General features: G+C 75.0%; 12 protein-coding genes. 4 read left to right on the top strand and 8 right to left on the bottom strand.

The features are described 5' to 3' along the window. Window positions 1-245 precede the first annotated feature (245 nt). A complete protein-coding gene (locus LWC35_RS32300) occupies window positions 246-1,928 on the top strand; it encodes a fumarate hydratase (RefSeq protein WP_232874205.1) in 1,683 nt (560 codons plus the stop codon). Between the two features lie 109 nt (window positions 1,929-2,037). Here LWC35_RS32300 and LWC35_RS32295 read toward each other — a convergent pair whose 3' ends face one another. The 3 genes from LWC35_RS32295 to LWC35_RS32285 all read right to left on the bottom strand — a co-directional run bounded on the left by LWC35_RS32295 (window position 2,038) and on the right by LWC35_RS32285 (window position 7,007). Continuing rightward, entirely contained in the window at window positions 2,038-4,875 is a 2,838-nt protein-coding gene (locus LWC35_RS32295) for a bifunctional acetate--CoA ligase family protein/GNAT family N-acetyltransferase (protein WP_232874203.1), read from the bottom strand. A 4-nt stretch (window positions 4,876-4,879) separates the two neighbouring features. Beyond that, on the bottom strand, window positions 4,880-6,052 hold the full coding sequence (locus LWC35_RS32290; RefSeq protein WP_232874201.1) for an acetoin utilization protein AcuC: 1,173 nt from the start codon (window positions 6,050-6,052) through the stop codon (window positions 4,880-4,882). 85 nt (window positions 6,053-6,137) lie between these two features. After that, window positions 6,138-7,007, bottom strand: a complete 870-nt coding sequence (locus tag LWC35_RS32285) for a sulfurtransferase (protein ID WP_232874231.1) — start codon at window positions 7,005-7,007, stop codon at window positions 6,138-6,140. Between the two features lie 399 nt (window positions 7,008-7,406). Here LWC35_RS32285 and LWC35_RS32280 point away from each other — a divergent pair, with 399 nt between their 5' ends. Further along, entirely contained in the window at window positions 7,407-8,129 is a 723-nt protein-coding gene (locus LWC35_RS32280) for an iron-dependent transcriptional repressor DtxR (protein WP_232874199.1), read from the top strand. A 177-nt stretch (window positions 8,130-8,306) separates the two neighbouring features. Next, window positions 8,307-9,269 carry a UDP-glucose 4-epimerase GalE gene (galE, locus tag LWC35_RS32275; RefSeq protein ID WP_232874197.1) on the top strand — a complete coding sequence of 321 codons (963 nt, stop codon included), beginning with the start codon at window positions 8,307-8,309 and terminating at the stop codon, window positions 9,267-9,269. Between the two features lie 62 nt (window positions 9,270-9,331). Here the strand turns inward: galE and LWC35_RS32270 are convergent, their stop codons facing one another. Then, window positions 9,332-10,495, bottom strand: coding sequence for a DUF4192 domain-containing protein (locus tag LWC35_RS32270; RefSeq protein WP_232874195.1), 1,164 nt, complete (start codon window positions 10,493-10,495; stop codon window positions 9,332-9,334). Window positions 10,496-10,779: 284 nt separating this feature from the next. On the opposite strand from LWC35_RS32270, the gene sthA reads away from it, so the two are divergent. Then, complete coding sequence (gene sthA, locus LWC35_RS32265; RefSeq protein WP_232874194.1) at window positions 10,780-12,189, top strand: Si-specific NAD(P)(+) transhydrogenase; 1,410 nt, start codon at window positions 10,780-10,782, stop codon at window positions 12,187-12,189. A 70-nt stretch (window positions 12,190-12,259) separates the two neighbouring features. On the opposite strand, the gene LWC35_RS32260 is transcribed toward sthA, so the two are convergent. The 4 genes from LWC35_RS32260 to LWC35_RS32245 form a co-directional block, all read right to left on the bottom strand. Further along, entirely contained in the window at window positions 12,260-13,330 is a 1,071-nt protein-coding gene (locus LWC35_RS32260; protein ID WP_232874192.1) for a M23 family metallopeptidase, read from the bottom strand. Window positions 13,331-13,785: 455 nt separating this feature from the next. Continuing rightward, a complete protein-coding gene (locus LWC35_RS32255; protein WP_232874190.1) occupies window positions 13,786-14,826 on the bottom strand; it encodes a DUF6537 domain-containing protein in 1,041 nt (346 codons plus the stop codon). Window positions 14,827-14,859: 33 nt separating this feature from the next. Continuing rightward, window positions 14,860-15,723: a 2-oxoacid:acceptor oxidoreductase family protein gene (locus tag LWC35_RS32250; RefSeq protein WP_232874188.1), complete on the bottom strand. Its 864-nt coding sequence runs from the start codon at window positions 15,721-15,723 to the stop codon at window positions 14,860-14,862. Beyond that, on the bottom strand, window positions 15,666-16,757 hold the full coding sequence (locus tag LWC35_RS32245) for a hypothetical protein (protein ID WP_232874186.1): 1,092 nt from the start codon (window positions 16,755-16,757) through the stop codon (window positions 15,666-15,668). Before LWC35_RS32245 ends, LWC35_RS32250 begins: the two co-directional genes overlap by 58 nt. Window positions 16,758-17,104 lie beyond the last annotated feature (347 nt).

The following is a 17,104-nucleotide window of genomic DNA, read 5'->3' as shown; positions in this document are numbered from 1 at the left end:
AACGACGTGCGGCGCCCGGCGGGAGACGGGCGGTGTCACCGGCTCGCTCGACGGCGGGCGTTCCCGGTCACACCGGGACGCTTCGGGCGCGCTCGATCACGCGACGAGCGGTGCGGATCACCTGCCGACCGGGTCCGGCCGGGTCCGGCGTCGGCCGCTGACCGGCGGCTCGGCGGCCGCGGCGGGGCGAGCATCACGCCCGCACCGTGCCGGTCGCGAGGAGATCCGGAGGTAGCGTCCACCCCATGCCCGAGTTCCACCACACCGACGTGCTCCCGCTCGGGGACGACCGGACGGAGTACCGCGAGCTCGACCTTCCCGCCGGGAAGCTCGTCGAGTCCCCGTCGTTCCCAGGCCGGACGTTCCTCGAGATCGATCCCACCACGATCACCGGCCTGGTCCGCGAGGCCGTCAAGGACATCCAGCACCACCTGCGGCCGAGCCACCTCGCCCAGCTCCGCGCGATCATCGACGACCCGGAGGCCTCCGGCAACGACCGGTTCGTCGCGACCGACCTGCTGCGCAACGCCTGCGTCTCCGCCGGCGGCGTGCTGCCGATGTGCCAGGACACCGGCACCGCGATCGTCGTCGGCAAGAAGACCGAGACCGTCCTGACCGGCGGGAACGACGAGGAGGCGGTGTCGCGCGGGGTCTTCCAGGCCTACGACGAGCTGAACCTGCGGTACTCGCAGATGGCGCCGCTGTCCTTCTGGGACGAGAAGAACACCGGGACGAACCTGCCCGCCCAGGTCGAGCTGTACTCGGTCCCCGGGCAGAAGCCGAAGTACGAGTTCCTGGTGATGGCCAAGGGCGGCGGCTCGGCCAACAAGACCTTCCTCTACCAGGAGACGAAGGCGCTGCTGAACCCGAAGAAGCTCGCCGCCTTCCTCGACGAGAAGCTGCGCTCGCTGGGTACCGCGGCCTGCCCGCCGTACCACCTCGCGATCGTGGTCGGCGGCATGTCCGCCGAGTACACGCTGAAGGTGGCGAAGCTGGCGTCGGCGCGCTACCTGGACACGCTGCCCACCTCCGGCTCGGAGCTGGGCCACGCGATCCGCGACCCCGAGCTCGAGCAGCAGGTCCTGGAGCTGACCCGCAACTTCGGCATCGGCGCGCAGTTCGGCGGCAAGTACTTCTGCCACGACGTCCGCGTGATCCGGCTGCCGCGCCACGGCGCCTCCCTGCCCGTGGGCATCGCCGTGTCCTGCTCGGCGGACCGCCAGGCCAAGGCCAAGATCACCCCCGACGGCGTGTACCTCGAGCAGCTCGAGTTCGACCCGGCGAAGTACCTGCCGGACGTGACCGAGGAGCAGCTGTCCGAGACGGGAGCCGCCGCGGGGGCCGAGGAGGTCGTGAGGATCGACCTGACCCGTCCGATGGCGGAGATCCGTGCGACGCTCTCGCAGCTGCCGGTGAAGACCCGCGTCTCGCTGACCGGCCCGCTCGTCGTGGCCCGCGACATCGCGCACGCGAAGATCGCCGAGCGGCTCGACCGCGGCGAGGGGATGCCGCAGTACCTGAAGGACCACCCGGTGTACTACGCCGGGCCGGCCAAGACCCCGGAGGGCTACGCGTCGGGCTCCTTCGGCCCGACGACCGCGGGCCGCATGGACTCCTACGTCCGGCAGTTCCAGGAGGCGGGCGGCTCGCTGGTCATGCTGGCCAAGGGCAACCGCTCGAAGCAGGTCACCGACTCCTGCGCCGCCAACGGCGGGTTCTACCTGGGCTCGATCGGCGGTCCGGCGGCCCGGCTCGCGCAGGACTGCATCCGCAAGGTCGAGGTCCTGGAGTACCCGGAGCTCGGCATGGAGGCGGTCTGGAAGATCGAGGTCGAGGACTTCCCCGCCTTCGTCGTGGTCGATGACAAGGGCAACGACTTCTTCGCCGAGACCAGCACCCCGACCCTGCAGGTCACCTTCCGCACCTGACCACCCGCGTCAGGGAACCATAATGCGCGGAACAGCCACCTTCTCGCGCATTATGGTTCCATAACGCTCTCGAAGACGGCGGAATTGCGCATTATGGTTCCATAATGCGTCATCCGAGGCGGCGGGGGCCGTGGTCGTCGCGCGTGGGGGGCGGGCCCAGCACGACCCGGGCGCCGGTGACGAAGGCACCCTCGGCCGAGGCCAGCACCGGGTCGAGCGCGAGCGAGCGCAGCTCCGGCAGGGCCTCGGCCATCGTCCCCACCCGCAGCGCCAGGTCCTCCAGCGCGGCCAGGTCGGCCGGCTCGGAACCCCGGTACCCGGTGAGCAGCGGCGCGGCCCGCGGCGCCCGGATCAGCGCCGCCGCGTCCTCGGTCGACAGCGGCACCACCCGGAAGGCCCGGTCGTCGAGCAGCTGGGTGGCCATGCCCGAGATGCCGAACGACAACAGCGAGCCGAACGACGGGTCCTCGGCCACCTCCAGCACGCACGAGGTGCCCTTGGGCGCCATCCGCTGCACGTAGACCTCGTCCTTGCCGGTCACCCGCTCGAGGTCGGCGAACGCCCGGCGGACCGCGGCGGCCGAGCCCAGGTCGAGGCGCACGCCGACCAGGTCCGTCCGGTGCCGCCACCGATCCCCCACCGCCTTGAGCGCGACCGGGTAGCCGAGCTCGTCGGCCGCCTTCTCGGCCGCCTCGGACCCGCGGACGCGGCGGAACACCGTGAGGGGGATGCCGAAGCAGCCCAGCAGCTCGACGGCCTCGTCGTCCGTCAGCGTGCGGGTGGCGCCGTCGTCCTCCGCCCCCACCCCGAGGCTCTCGACCACGGCCCGCGCCCGGTCGAGGTCGATGCCGTCGGGCTGCACGAACTCCCCGACCGGCATCTCCCGCCAGGCCGCGTACCGGGCCACCCGGGACAGTGCCTGCACCGCGCGTTCCGGGCTGGCGTACGAGGGCACCGACCCCGGGCCGGGCGTGCCGTCGGGCAGCGGGACGGCGAGCTCGTCCGGAACGCCCTCCATCGCCAGGAACACCGCGGCCACCGGCTTGTCCGCGCCGCTGTTCGCGGTCTCCCGCAGCACCCGTGCGTACTCCGCACCCGGCGTCGCGATCGGCGGCACGAACACCACGACGATCGAGTCCGCCTCGCCCGCCCCGTCGGCCTCCAGCGCCCGGCCGACGGCGGCGGCGAACTCCTCCGGCGACGCGGCCGCGCCGACGTCGACCGGGTCGCCCGCGGTCTCCAGGCCCTCGTCCCGCAGCGCGTCCGTGACCAGCACGTTCAACGCCGTCGAGTTGCCGACCACCGCGACCCGCCTGCCCTTGGGCAACGGCTGGTAGGCCAGCAGCAGCGCGGTGTCGAACAGCTGGGCGATGGTCTCGACCCGGATCACGCCGGACTGCTCGAACAGCGCCCGCACGCTCGCGTCGTCGATCGGGACGGCACGCTCCCGGAGCCGCTCGGGCCGGGCGTGCCGCCCGCTCTTCACCGCCACCACGGGCTTGGTGCGGGCGAGCCGGCGCGCCAGCCGGCCGAACTTGCGCGGGTTGCCGAAGGTCTCCAGGTAGAGCAGCACGACGTCGGTCGCCGGGTCGGTCTGCCAGAACTGCAGCAGGTCGTTGCCGGAGACGTCGGCGCGGTTACCGGCGGAGACGAACGTCGACAGGCCGAGGCCGCGGGACTTGGCCGTCGCCAGGATCGCCGTGCCCAGCGCGCCGGACTGGCTGAAGAAGCCGACCCGGCCGCGCGGCGGGAGGTCCGGGGCGAGGCTGGCGTTGAGCCGCACCTCGTCGGCCAGGTTGGCCACGCCCAGCGCGTTCGGCCCGATCACCCGCATGCCGTGCGCCCTGGCCTCGGCGACGAGTTTGCGCTCGGCGATGACGCCGCGCCCGCCGGCGTCGGCGAACCCGGAGCTGACCACGACCAGCGCCTTGACCCCCTTCTCCAGGCAGGAGTCCATGACCTCGTCGATCCCCGAGGCGGGGATGGCCACGACGGCCAGGTCGACCGGGTCGGGGATGTCCGTGACCGAGGCGTAGGCGCGCACACCGCGCACCGAACGGGCGTCGGGGTTCACCGGGTAGACGGGTCCGGTGAAGTTGGCGCGCAACAGGTTCGCCAGGACCGCGTGGCCGATCTTCGACGGGTCGGTGGAGGCGCCGATGACCGCGACCGACGTCGGGTTGAGGACGTTCGCGACGCTGCGGGCCTCCGCGGCCTGCTCGCGCGAGTCCCGCACGGCGAGGGAGCGCTCGGTGGGGTCGATGTCGAACTCGAGGTGCAGCACGCCCTCGGCGAAGGCCCGCCGCACCTGGTACCCGGCCTCGCGGAAGACGCGGACCATGGTGTGGTTCTCGACCAGCACCTCGGCCTCGAAGCGGTCCAGCCCGTTCTCCCGGGCCGCCGCGGCCAGGTGCTCGAGCAGGATCGAGCCCAGTCCGCGGCCCTGGTGGTCGTCCCGCACCACGAACGCGACCTCGGCCGACGTCACGGGGGCGTCCGGCTCGGCGGGGTCGCCGAGGCCCTCGTAACGGCCGACGGCGATGATCTCGTCGCCGAGCAGCGCGACGAAGGCGACCCGCTTGTGGTGGTCGACCGTGACGAACCGCTCGAGGTCGCGCGGGGGGATCCGCGGGTAGGGCCCGAAGTACCGCAGGTACCGGGTGCGGTCGGAGAGGTGCTGGTGGAAGGCCAGCAACGCGTCGGCGTCGGACGGGTGGATCGGCCGCAGGTGCACGATCCGGCCGTCGGAGGCGACGATGTCCGCCTCCCAGTGCCGGGGGTAGGCGGGTTCGGCCGGTGCGGGGGCGCTCGTCGCCGGGGCACCACCGGCCCCGTTCGTCGGGGGCTCGGCGGTCGCGGTGCCGGTCTGGGCGCCGGCGTGGCCGCCGGGCGGCGTTCTGGGGTCGGTGGTGGTCCGGTCGGCCCGGTCGGGCGCGCGATCTGGCATGGGCTTAGTCCCGGGGGTCGTCGGGGTCGAGGCCGTGCAGGGGGAAGACGGCCCGCCGGGTGTCGACGAGGCCGCCGTCGACCCGGTCCGCCTCGCCGTCGCCCCACGGGGAGTAGCTGGGGTCGGCGTCGTCGGTCATGGCGACCGGCAGCGGCATCCGGGTGAGCGAGGTGGCGTGGGCGGTCCAGTCCGCGGGGATGGACGTCGCCGGGTCGAGGTCGCGGTCGAGGACCGTCGCGAGCAGGTGGGTCCACGCCCGCGGCACCACGCGGAACAGCGCGTACCCGCCGCCGCCGAGCACGAGCCATTTCCCGCCGGCCGTGGTCTCGGCCAGCTCACGCATGGCCCGGTAGGTCTCGCGCTGCCCGTCGACCGACATCTCCAGGTTCGCCAGCGGGTCCTCGGCGTGCGCGTCGGCGCCGCACTCGCTGACGAGGATCTGCGGGCGGAACTCCTCGAGCAGCGAGGGCACGATCGCGTGGAAGGCGCGGCGCCAGCCCGCGTCGCCGGTGCCGGGGGGCAGGGGGATGTTGACGGCGTACCCCTCGCCCTTGCCCTTGCCCAGCTCCGCCGACCAGCCGGTGCCCGGCCACAGCGTGAGCGGGTGCTGGTGCAGCGAGATGGTCATGACCCGGGGGTCGTCGTAGAAGACGGCCTGGACGCCGTCGCCGTGGTGCACGTCGACGTCGACGTAGGCGATCCGCTCGTAGCCCTGCTCGAGCAGCCAGGCGATGGCCACCGCGCAGTCGTTGTAGACGCAGAACCCGGCCGCCCGGCCGGGCATGGCGTGGTGCAGCCCGCCGGCGATGTTGACCGCCCGGTCCGCACGGCCCTCCGCGATCTCCCGGGCCGCGAGCAGCGAGCCCCCGCAGATCAGGGAGCCGGCCTCGTGCATGCCGAAGAAGATCGGGTTGTCGTCCGTGCCGAGCCCGTGCCCGACGTCGAACGGCATCTCCGGCGCGGACTTCACCGCCGTGAGGTAGCCGGGTTCGTGGACGCGCAGCAGGTCCTGCTCCGTGGCCGGCTCCGGCGCGAGCAGCTCGACGCCGTCGAGCACGCCCAGCTGGCTCGCCAGCCGCATCGTCAGGTCGAGCCGCACCGGATTGAGCGGATGGTCGTCCGAGAGCTGGTAGGTGAGGAACTCCGGTGTCCAGACCACCGAGGTGCGCGGGCTCATGACGCGGACGGTAGGCGAATCGCGCGCGAGCGGCCACGTGTCGGAGGTCCCGGCGGGGTGCTCGCGGCGGTCGGCACGGCGACCCTCACAGTTGCCCCGGGTCGCCCGGCTCCTCGCCGGTCGCGACGGGCCGGCGCCGGTCGGCGCTCCAGTCCGACCACGACCCGGCGTAGAGCATCGCCGGCCGCTCGGGCGGGCGCAGGCCCGCCACCTCCAGTGCGAGCACGACCGACGACGCGGTGACCCCGGAGCCGCAGTACGCGCCCACCGGCCCCCGTCCCACGCCGAGGGTGCGGAAGCGCTCGGCCAGTTCCTCGGGCGGGAGCCAGTGCCCGTCCGGTCCGACGTGTCCCGCCGACGGCGCGTTGACCGCCCCCGGGATGTGCCCCGCCCGCCGGTCGACCGGCTCCTGCTCGCCGCGGTAGCGCACGGCGGCGCGGGCGTCGAGCAGCACGCCGGCGCCGGCGATCACCGCCGCGCCGTCCGCGTCGACCACGGGCATGCCGCCGGGCCGGACGACGATCGTGCCGTGCTGCGGGGGCAGCGCCCCGGTCTCCTCGGGCAGGCCGGCGGCGCGCCAGGCGGCCCAGCCGCCGTCGAGCACCGCGACCCGGTCCGCGGGCAGCCCGGCCCAGCGCAGCAGCCACCAGGCGCGGGCGGCGACGGAGCCGTCCCCGTCGTCGTAGGCCACCACGCGGGAGCCGGCGCGGACCCCGCACAGCCGCAGCGCCTTCTCGAGGCGCGCCACCGACGGCAGCGGGTGCCGCCCGCCGAGCCCGCCGACCCGCTGCGGGTCGGCCAGCTCCGAGTCCAGGTCGACGAAACCCGCACCGGGCACGTGCCCGGCCAGGTGGTCGGCGCGGCCGTGCGGCCCGCCGAGGCGCCACCGCACGTCGAGCACCACCGGCCGGTCGGGCCCGCCGAGCACGGCCGCGAGACCCGCGGGGCGGATCAGCGGGGCGCTCCAGCCCGGTTCCGGCGCGGCAGCGGAGCGGTCGGCGGCCGGCGCGTCGGCCGCCGCGTCGTGCGCCGTGCCGGGCGCCGTGTCGTGGGGCGCGTCGTGCGGTTCGTCGTTCGGCGGGGACACGCGCACCATCCTGCACGGTCTATCCTCGATGCCGAAGCGTCCGCCGCCCCGGGCGCCGCCGCCCCGCGCTGCTCGCGGCGGTACCCGGGCGGGTGACGGAGGGCGTCGCACGGAACCGGGTCCGCGCCCGGGCCCGCGGAACGTCCCCTGACCATCTCCCACCACGCAGCAGCGTCCAACCGACGACCACCGCGAGCCCGCCGACGACGCTGCGACAACGCTGCGACCGGCGCCGCTAGACTGGTCAGACGAACGAAGGGGCCGGCCGTGAACGATCTCATCGACACCACCGAGATGTACCTCCGGACCATCTACGAGCTCGAGGAGGAGGGCGTCGTCCCGCTGCGCGCGCGGATCGCCGAGCGCCTCGGGCAGAGCGGTCCGACCGTCAGCCAGACGGTGGCGCGCATGGAGCGCGACGGTCTCGTCGTCGTCGCCGGCGACCGCCACCTCGAGCTGACCGAGGACGGCCGCTCCCGGGCCGTGGCCGTGATGCGCAAGCACCGCCTCGCCGAGCGCCTGCTGATCGACGTCATCGGCCTCGAGTGGGAGCTGGTGCACGCGGAGGCCTGCCGCTGGGAGCACGTGATGAGCGACGCGGTGGAGCGCAAGCTCGTCGCGCTGCTCGACGACCCGCAGGTCTCGCCCTACGGCAACCCGATCCCGGGGCTCGACGAGCTGCGCGCCCCCGCGGCGGCGGCGGGTGCCACGCGCACCTCCGCGCCGCCGACCCTCGAGGTCGGGCTGCAGCGGCTCGACGAGTTCGCCCGGCGCGGCGGCGGCCGGGTCGAGGTGCGCCGGATCGCGGAGCACGTGCAGGTGGACGCGGACCTGATGGCCGAGCTGAAACTGGCCGGGATCGTCCCGGGCGGCGACGTCGAGGTCGGCGCCATCCCGCGCTTCGGCGACCCCGTGCCCGTCACCTCGGGCGGTGAGACGGCCACCGTCGCGCCCCTGATCGCGCACGCGGTCCTCGTCCGCGCGGTCTGACCCGCGCTTCCCGCCCGTGCGGGCCGCCACCGGCGGTCGGCACGTTCCCGTACGCCCGTCCCACCACGAGCCCCGGCCCGGCCGCCGGGGCTCGCGGCGTGTCCGGGGGCGCGCGCGGGGAACCGGGCCGGGCGTGAGACCGTTCCGCGGAGGAGAGCCGGACCCAGGGAGGACCTCGTGAAGCTGCTCGTCACCGGAGGCGCGGGCTACGTCGGCAGCGTCAACGCAGCCCACCTGGTGGAGGCCGGGCACGAGGTCGTGGTGCTCGACGATCTGTCCACCGGGCACGCCGACGCGGTGCCGGAGGGCGCCCGCTTCGTCGAGGGCGAGCTGTCCGAGGCCGCGGGCCCGCTGCTGGCCGAGGGCTTCGACGGGGTGCTGCACTTCGCCGCCCGCTCGCTGGTCGGCGAGTCGGTGGAGAAGCCGCAGCTGTACTGGGACAACAACGTGGTCCGCACGTTCCGGCTCCTGGAGGCGATGCGCGAGCACGGCACCCCGCGGCTGGTCTTCTCCTCCACCGCCGCGGTGTACGGCGAGCCGGAGCAGGTGCCGATCCGGGAGGACGCGCCGACCCGGCCGACCAATCCCTACGGCGCCAGCAAGCTCGCGATCGACACCATGATCACCTCGTACGCGACGGCCCACGGTCTGGCCGCGGTCAGCCTGCGCTACTTCAACGTGGCCGGCGCCCACGGCCGCTTCGGCGAGCGGCACGCGGTGGAGACGCACCTGATCCCGATCGTGCTGCAGGTCGCCGCGGGCTCCCGCGAGACCGTCGCGATCTACGGCGACGACTGGGACACCCCGGACGGCACCTGCCTGCGGGACTACATCCACGTCGACGACCTCGCCGACGCCCACCTGCTCGCCCTGCAGAAGGCGCAGCCGGGCCGGCACGGCATCTACAACCTCGGCAGCGGCCGCGGCTTCTCGGTGCTCGAGGTGGTGGAGGCCTGCCGCACGGTGACCGGGCACCCGATCCCCGCCCGTGTGGCGCCGCGGAGGGCCGGCGACCCTGCCGTCCTCATCGCCTCGAGCGAGCGCGCGACCGCCGAGCTGGGCTGGAACCCCACGCGGACGGCGCTGGAGACCATGGTCGGCGACGCCTGGCGCTTCGCCCAGGACCGCCTCCCGGTCTGAGCCCGCCCGGTCCGAGCCACTCACGTCCGGGCCGCGCAGCCGAAGGCGCGGGAGGAGCGGGCTCACCGCTCCCCCTCCAGCCACGCCCGGATCTCCCGCGGGCCCCAGCCGCCGTCGAGTGCGGCCCGGAGGGAATGGGCGAGCCGGTGGCCGGGGTCGGCGCCGAGCGCCCGGTCGAGGGCCAGGTTGGCCAGCGCGCCGTCGCCCCGCAGCAGGGCCGATACGGCCAGCAGCGCGGCCGGGGTCGCGGCGTCCGCACCGGGGCTGGTCCGGGCCAGGGCCGCCCAGAGCTGCTCGGCCTCCGGCGCCGTCGGCCCGGCGCAGGCCGCGAGGGCCTCGTCCCGGAACCACGGCCGGCGCAACGCCGAGGCCATCGCCCGGGCGAGCCGCCGCCCGACGACCAGCCGCCCGGCCGCGGCGTCGGCCAGCGCGTCGCGTAGCAGACGGCGCGGATCGACCGCCGACGGCTGTCCCGCCGGCGACCCCGGGTCCACCGATCCGGCTGTCCCGGCACTGTCCCCGCCCGCCCCGGCGGCGGAAGAACTCGCGGCCGGGCCGGCAGAACCCGCCGCCGGACCGGCAGCGTCGTCGGTGGGCTCCACCACCTTCGCCAGTTCCTCCCGCGAGTCCCGCACCACCGCGCCGCGGGCCACCGCGGTCGCGGCGAGGACCGATGCCGCGGGATCCGGCAGCGTTCCTGCGCAGCCGCAGTCGTGCAGCGGGTAGCAGCGCCACGCCGCCCCGGCGGCGATCTCCGCGGCCCATGCCACCGTGTGGACCCCGATCTCCCGCTCGAGCAGGGCGAGCGTGGCGGCGCCCGCGACGTCCGCCCGCGGCGGCCACTCCGGCTCCCCGGGGGCCGCCGGCCGGCCGGCCCCCGGCTCACCCCCGCCCACGACCAGTACGGCGGCGCCCTCCGGGTCGTCCCGGCACAACGCCGCGGCTGCGGACTCGCACAGCGCGGCCACGAGCTCCGGGTCGTCCGGCGGCGGCAGGTCCACCCGCAGCGTCAGGCCGACCCGCCGGCCGTGCGGCCCGCCTGTCGCGATCATGACCAGCGAGTCCCGCGGCCGGAACCCGATCAGCACCGGCACGGCGACGAGGAGACCTTCGGTGCCGACACGCACCGGGGAGTCGGGGTCCCCGGGCAGCCCGGACAGCCCGGCCAGGGCGGAGAGGGCGGACGGCGGGACCGGGGGCGGCACGGGAGACGGCGCAGGAGTCATGCCCGGCAGCCTCATCCGCGTCACCGACGGCGGCGAGAGAGGTCGCTCGCGGCTGTGGAGAACCGCCGCGCCGGGCACCGGGAACCGCGGCCCCCACCGGTCCCTGTAGACCGACCGGGCCGAGCACGCCACCGGATCGGCCTCCTGTCGTCGCACAGTTGTAACGTCCTGTGGTTGCCCTCGTGAACGCGCAGGGGAACCCTGACCGGGAAGCAGCGCGTCCCCGGCGTGCGCACCGCGAGGCCGGGCGCACGGCGCACGACACGCGCACGGGAGGACGGTCGGTGTACGACTACGACCTGCTGGTGATCGGTTCGGGGCCGGGCGGGCAGAAGGCGGCGATCGCCGCGGCCAAGCTCGGAAAGCGCGTGGCGATCGCGGAGCGCCGCGACATGATGGGCGGCGTCTGCGTGAACACCGGGACGATCCCGTCGAAGACGCTGCGCGAGGCGGTCCTCTACCTGACCGGCTTCGCCCAGCGCGAGATGTACGGGGCGAGCTACCGGGTCAAGTCCGAGATCACCATCGCGGACCTGCTCGCGCGCACGCAGCACGTCGTGGGCCGCGAGGTGGAGATCATCCGTAGCCAGCTGCTGCGCAACCACGTCGACATCCTCGGCGGCACCGCGCACTTCGAGGACCCGCACACGGTCACGGTCAGCGGGTCCGGGCGGGCCGACCACAGCACGGTCACGGCCGAGTACGTCGTGATCGCCACCGGCACGAAGCCCGCCCGGCCGGCGGAGGTCGAGTTCGACGACGAGGAGTACCACGTCGTCGACTCCGACGCCGTCCTGCACCTGCACCGGGTGCCCACCTCGATGGTCGTGGTCGGCGCCGGGGTCATCGGCATCGAGTACGCCTCGATGTTCGCCGCGCTGGGCACCAAGGTCACGGTCGTCGAGAAGCGGGCGACCATGCTGGACTTCTGCGACCCCGAGGTCGTCGAGTCGCTGAAGTTCCACCTCCGCGACCAGGGCGTCTCGTTCCGGTTCGGCGAGGAGGTCGCCCGCGTCGAGAACACCGCGAAGGGCACGATCACCTCGCTGGCCAGCGGGAAGAAGATCCCCGCCGACACGGTGATGTACTCCGCGGGCCGGCAGGGCGTGACCGAGGAGCTGGCGCTCGACAAGGCGAACCTCACGGCGGACCGGCGCGGCCGGATCGCCGTGGACCAGCACTACCGGACCGAGGTCGAGCACATCTACGCGGTCGGCGACGTGATCGGCTTCCCCGCCCTGGCCGCGACGAGCATGGACCAGGGCCGGCTGGCGGCGTACCACGCGTTCGGCGAGCCGGCCCGCGAGCTGCACGGTCTGCAGCCCATCGGCATCTACACCGTCCCGGAGATCTCGTACTGCGGGAAGACCGAGGCCGAGCTGACCGAGTCCGCCACCCCCTACGAGGTCGGGATCTCGCGGTACCGCGAGCTGGCCCGCGGCGCGATCGTCGGCGACTCCTACGGCATGCTCAAGCTGCTGGTCTCCACCGAGGACCGCACGCTGCTCGGCGTCCACGTGTTCGGCACCAACGCCACGGACCTCGTCCACATCGGACAGGCCATCATGGGCTGCGGCGGCACGGTCGACTACCTGGTCGACACGGTGCTGAACTACCCGACGCTGTCCGAGGCCTACAAGGTCGCGGCGCTCGACGTGACCAACAAGATCCGCGCGCTCGAGGCGTACCGCTAGCCGGCGTCTCCACGGCGAGCGCGTCGGCCCGTGGGCCGCAGGCCCGGCGGACGACCCCGGCCGGGGCGACTCAGGTGTAGCCGATCCCCTGCTCGTCGAGCCACGGCTTCGGGTTGACCTTGGTACCGGCCGGGGTGGTGACCTCGATGTGCAGGTGCGGCCCGGTGGACTGGCCCCGGTTGCCCACCTCGGCGATCTCCTGCCCGGCCTCCACCTGCTGCCCGACGCTCACCAGCGACCGGTTGATGTGGCCGTAGGTGGTGATCGTGCCGTCGGCGTGCTGCACCCGCACCCACAGCCCGAACCCGCTCGCGGGGCCGGAGCTGATCACGGTGCCGGCCAGCGGCACGTGGATCGGCGTGCCGATCGGCGCGGCGATGTCCAGACCCTGGTGCGGGGCGCCGCCGCGGATGCCGAAGCCCGACGACACCCGCCCGACCACCATCTGGATCCCGCCACCGGCGGCGCGGGAGGCGCCCGGCTTCGCCAGCTCCTCGGCCTGGCGCCCGGCCTCGGCCTCGGCGGCCTTCCGCGCGGCCTCCGCCTCCTCGGCCGCCCTGCGGGCGGCGTCGGCGGCGGCCCGGTGCAGATCGGCGGCCTTGACCACGTCGGCCACGACGTCCGCACCGGTCACCGGTCCGGCGACCGTACCGGGCGCGGCCACCGCGGGCGGCGCCGCGACCGGCGCGAGCGGCACGCGGACCTGCCGGCCGCCGAGGTCGGCGATCGCGTCGGCGTCGGCCGTGCCGGAGCCCGCGTCGAGGCCCGGGTCGAGGCTGGCGTCGAGGCCCGTGTCGCCGAGGTCGCCGGTGAGGGCGGACGCCTGGGTGGTCAGCTCGACGAGACCCGCGCGCAGCGCGTTCGCCCCGGAGTCGAGGTCCGGGAGCGCGCCCGAGTAGGCGGCCTGCCCGGCCGCCGCCACGACGCCGCCGACGGCGACGACCGCGGCCATCCGGGCCTGCAGGGACGTGACGCCGGAGGGCGGGGACGACAGGGAGAACGCCGAGGAGAACGACGGGGAGCCGCCGGGGAGCGGGAGGCTCGTTCGCAGGCCGCCGGGCCCCGCTGCCGCCACGGGGACGGCGGGCAGCGGAGGCCCGGCGATCGCGCGACGGCCCTGGGGGGAGCGATGCCGTGCCACGATCTTCCTTCCGGATCGTGACGGGGCCCGGACGTCCGGTGGGGGGCCGGGGCGGGCCGGCTCGGGGATGCCGGCCCGGTGTCCTCTTCGTGACCTCGTCGTGATCCGCGGACAACGCTAGCGGGGCCGGGGCCGCCCTGTCCCGGTCCGGTTGCGCCCGGCGAGACCACCGGATCGAGTGGCGCGCCGAGTGGCCCAAGTCCTCCCGCATCGGCGTGTCGGCGCGACACGCGGGTCGTTCGCCCGCCGTTCACCGCAGGGACGGGCCTCCAGCCCCGCTCGTCGTCGGCGACGGCACTCGATCGATGACGGAGAGCGAGCGTCGTGTGCGGGCGGTCACGGCGGCGCCCTCCTCTCCCCGCGGCGAACGGCGTTACGGGACCTGCGTCACCTGATCGGGAACGCCTCGACGGCCGGAGTCAAGAGGCCGGGGGTCGGGGGTCGGGGGTCACGAGTCACGAGTCACGAGGCCGGGCTCGTGGGGTCGACCGCTCCGGCCGCAGCCGGCCCTCCCCCAGGCCGAGCTCCGCCAGCCGCGCCCGGTACCGCACCACCCCGGCCAGCTTCACGTCCTCGTAGCCGCGGACCAGCTCCGCCGCCTCGGCCGCCGCCACCGCGGTGTCGTAGGTCCCCGGGGTGAGCGTGCCCGCCAGCCGCAGCACCCTCGCCCGGTACTCGTCCCGCAGCGCCCGCTCCAATCTCCGGACCTCGGTGCGGCCGAACGGGTCGAGCGGGGTGCCGCGCACGACCTTGCCCTTCGCCAACGTCCGCAGCACCGGACGCATCCACGGCCCGAGCGCGATCTTCCGCCGCCTCCCCAGCGCCTTCAGCACCGGCGGGTGCAGCCGGTACCGCATCCGCGTGCCGCCCGGCACCTCCGCCGCGAGCCGCGCCTCGAACACCGGATCGGTGAGCAGTCGCGCCACCTCGTACTCGTCCTTGTACGCCGTGAGCCGGTGCAGTCCCCGCGCCACGGCCTCGGAGAACCGGGTGTCCTCGCCGAGCGCCCGCTCCGCCCGCCACACCGCCTGCACGTCGGCGACGTACCTACGGGCCGTGCGCGCCGACTGGTACGCGACCAGCCCGGCGGCCCGGACGTCGACCAGGCGCCGGGTCTCGCCCGCCAGCTCGCCCAGGTCGAGGCCGCAGGGCTCGGGATCCCGTACCGCCGCCGACGGCACCGCGGCCGCGAACGCGGCCGGGTCGGCGACTGCCACCCGGCCCCACCGGAACGCCGCGGTGTTGGCCGCGACCGCCACGCCGTTGAGCTCGACGGCCCACTCGATCGCCGCGGCCGACACCGGCAGCACCCCGGCCTGGTACGCCGCGCCGACCAGCAGCAGGTTGGCCGGCATCGCGTCGCCGAACAGGGCCTCGGCGGCGGCCTGCGCGTCGAGCGTGACGACGGCGCGGGACCGCCCCGCGATCCGCGCGAGCAGCGCGTCGGCGGCCGGCGGGGCCAACCCGGCGTCGCGGACCTGGGCGCCCGTGGGCACCGGGCTCGTCGAGACGACGGCGGTGGTCCGGTCCTACGCGGCGTGGGCCAGGAAGCGGGAGTCCGCCCCGACGAGCGCGTCGAAGGCGAGGTAGCAGTCCGCGGTCCCGACCCGGTTGGCCGCTCCGACGGCGGCGGGGTCCCCCACCCGCAGGTGCGAGACGTCGGGGCCTGCCTTCTGCGAGAGCCCGGTCTGGTCCACGCCGTGGACCGCCCTGCCGTCGCGCACCGCGGCGGAACCGAGCACCTGGTTGACCGTGACGATGCCCGTGCCGCCGATCCCGGCCAGGAAGACGTCGCCGGCGTCCGGCACCGCGACGTCGGGCACCGGTGGCGGTTCCGGCGGCTCGCGGCGCGCCGCCCGGCCGCCGGGCGCCTCGACGGTGACGAACGACGGGCAGTCCCCGGCCAGGCAGGAGTAGTCGGTGTTGCACGAGGTCTGGTCGATGCGGGTCTTGCGCCCGAACTCGGTGTCCACCGGCTGCACCGACAGGCAGTTCGACGTCGCGCCGCAGTCGCCGCAGCCCTCGCACGCCGCCTCGTCGATCACCACGCGGGTGGGGCGGACCGGGATCGCGCCGCGCTTGCGCAGCCGGCGGGACTCCGCCGCGCAGCGCTGGTCGTAGATCAGCACGGTCACGCCCGGGGTCTCCCCGAGGACCCGCTGCGCCTCGTCGAACCGGTCCCGGTGCCAGAGGTCCACGCCCTTGGGCAGCGGCGGCAGGTCCCGGAAGCGGTGCGGCTCGTCGGCGCACACGACGACCCTCGCGACGCCCTCGGCCAGCAGCTTCGCCGCCAGTGCGGGCACCTCGAGCCCGCCCTCGGCCTCCTGCCCGCCGGTCATGGCGACCGCGCGGTTGTGGAGCAGCTTGTCGGTGATCGTGACGCCGGCGGCCACGCACGCCTGCACCGCCAGCTGTCCGGAATGCGCGAACGTGCCGTCGCCCATGTTCTGGAACATGTGGTCGGCGGTGGTGAAGGGAGCCTGGCCGATCCACTGCGCGCCGTCGCCGCCCATCTGCGTGAGCGAGCCGACCTCGCTGGCCTCGCGGTGGGTGAGAACGCCTTGCCGCCGGCCACGATCCCGATCGTCGCCCTCGGCGCGGGGTCCACCAGGACGTCGACCGGGTTGGCGGCCAGGAACGCCCGGACCATCGCCCAGCGCGGCCCGTAGAGCTGGGCCTCCGCCTCCAGCGACGACGGCGGGACGAGCATCGGGTACTGCCGGTACCGCCAGGGCCGGCCCTCCCACTCCAGCTCCGGTACGGTGATCGCGAGGTCGGAGACCTCGGCCGGGTCGAGCGCGTACACGCCGTCGGCCACGTCGGCGGTGATCTTCAGCCCCACCCACATGCCCGACGCCCGGCTGAGCGCGATGCCGTACCGGCCCAGCCGCACCACGTCGGCCGCGTCCGCGGGGTACAGCACCGGCAGCCCGTAGCCCGCCAACGTGCGCTCCGAGACGCGCGGGATCGTCGAGGACTTGCAGCCCGGGTCGTCGCCGGCGAGCACCAGCACGCCGCCGCGCGGGTGGGCGCCGCAGATGTTGCCGTGCCGGAACGGGTCGCCGACCCGGTCGACGCCGGGGGCCTTGCCGTACCAGACCCCCACGGCGCCGTCGACGGTCCGCTCGTGGCCCGGCACCTCGACCTGGCTTCCCCACACCGCCGTCGCGGCCAGCTCCTCGTTGACCCCGGGGACGAACCGCAGACCGGCGCTCTCCACCAGCTCGGGCAACCCGGCGAGGGTCTTGTCCGGCCCGCCGAGCGGGCTGCCCTGGTACCCCGAGACGAACGACGCCGTGTGCAGGCCCGCTGCCGCGTCCGCCGCGTGCTGCTCCACCAGCAGCCGCGTGACGGCCTGCACCCCCGTGAGGAGCGCCGGGCCGCCGTCCGACCGGTAGCGGGTCCCCAGATCGAACTCGACGGCCACGATGCCCCTACGAACGCGCCGACGGCGCCGGCCCCGTCGCCGCCGCCCTCCGGACACTCTGCACCACCGCGACCGTGTGGGCGCCGAGGACCCGCGAGACCGCCCCGACCACCGAGATCGCGGCGGCCGCCACCCGTGGCCGTGACCGCGCTGGGCGGGCCGGGGAGGATGGACCGGATCACCGGACCAGGAGGTGCCATGCCCGTGACGGACGCGGCGACGAAGGCCCGGGCGCTCTACGACGCCCGGCGCACCCGCACGCCCATCCCGCCCTTCACCGACGACGACCCGACGCTCGGGATGGCCGACGGGTACGCGGTGCAGCGCGAGCTGATCGACCTCCTGCT

It is taken from the genome of Pseudonocardia kujensis, from assembly GCF_021283305.1.
Lineage (GTDB): Bacteria > Actinomycetota > Actinomycetes > Mycobacteriales > Pseudonocardiaceae > Pseudonocardia > Pseudonocardia kujensis.
The sequence above is the reverse complement of the archived record's forward strand: the minus strand, read 5'-3'. Positions and strand labels throughout refer to the sequence as shown.

What these genes read in the sequence shown, in the direction of transcription:
- LWC35_RS32295 (WP_232874203.1), bottom strand. Translation starts at nt 4,875, where the DNA reads ATGCCAGATCGCGCGCCCGACCGGGCCGACCGGACCACCACCGACCCC.
- LWC35_RS32290 (WP_232874201.1), bottom strand. Translation starts at nt 6,052, where the DNA reads ATGAGCCCGCGCACCTCGGTGGTCTGGACACCGGAGTTCCTCACCTAC.
- LWC35_RS32300 (WP_232874205.1), top strand. Translation starts at nt 246, where the DNA reads ATGCCCGAGTTCCACCACACCGACGTGCTCCCGCTCGGGGACGACCGG.
- LWC35_RS32270 (WP_232874195.1), bottom strand. Translation starts at nt 10,495, where the DNA reads ATGACTCCTGCGCCGTCTCCCGTGCCGCCCCCGGTCCCGCCGTCCGCC.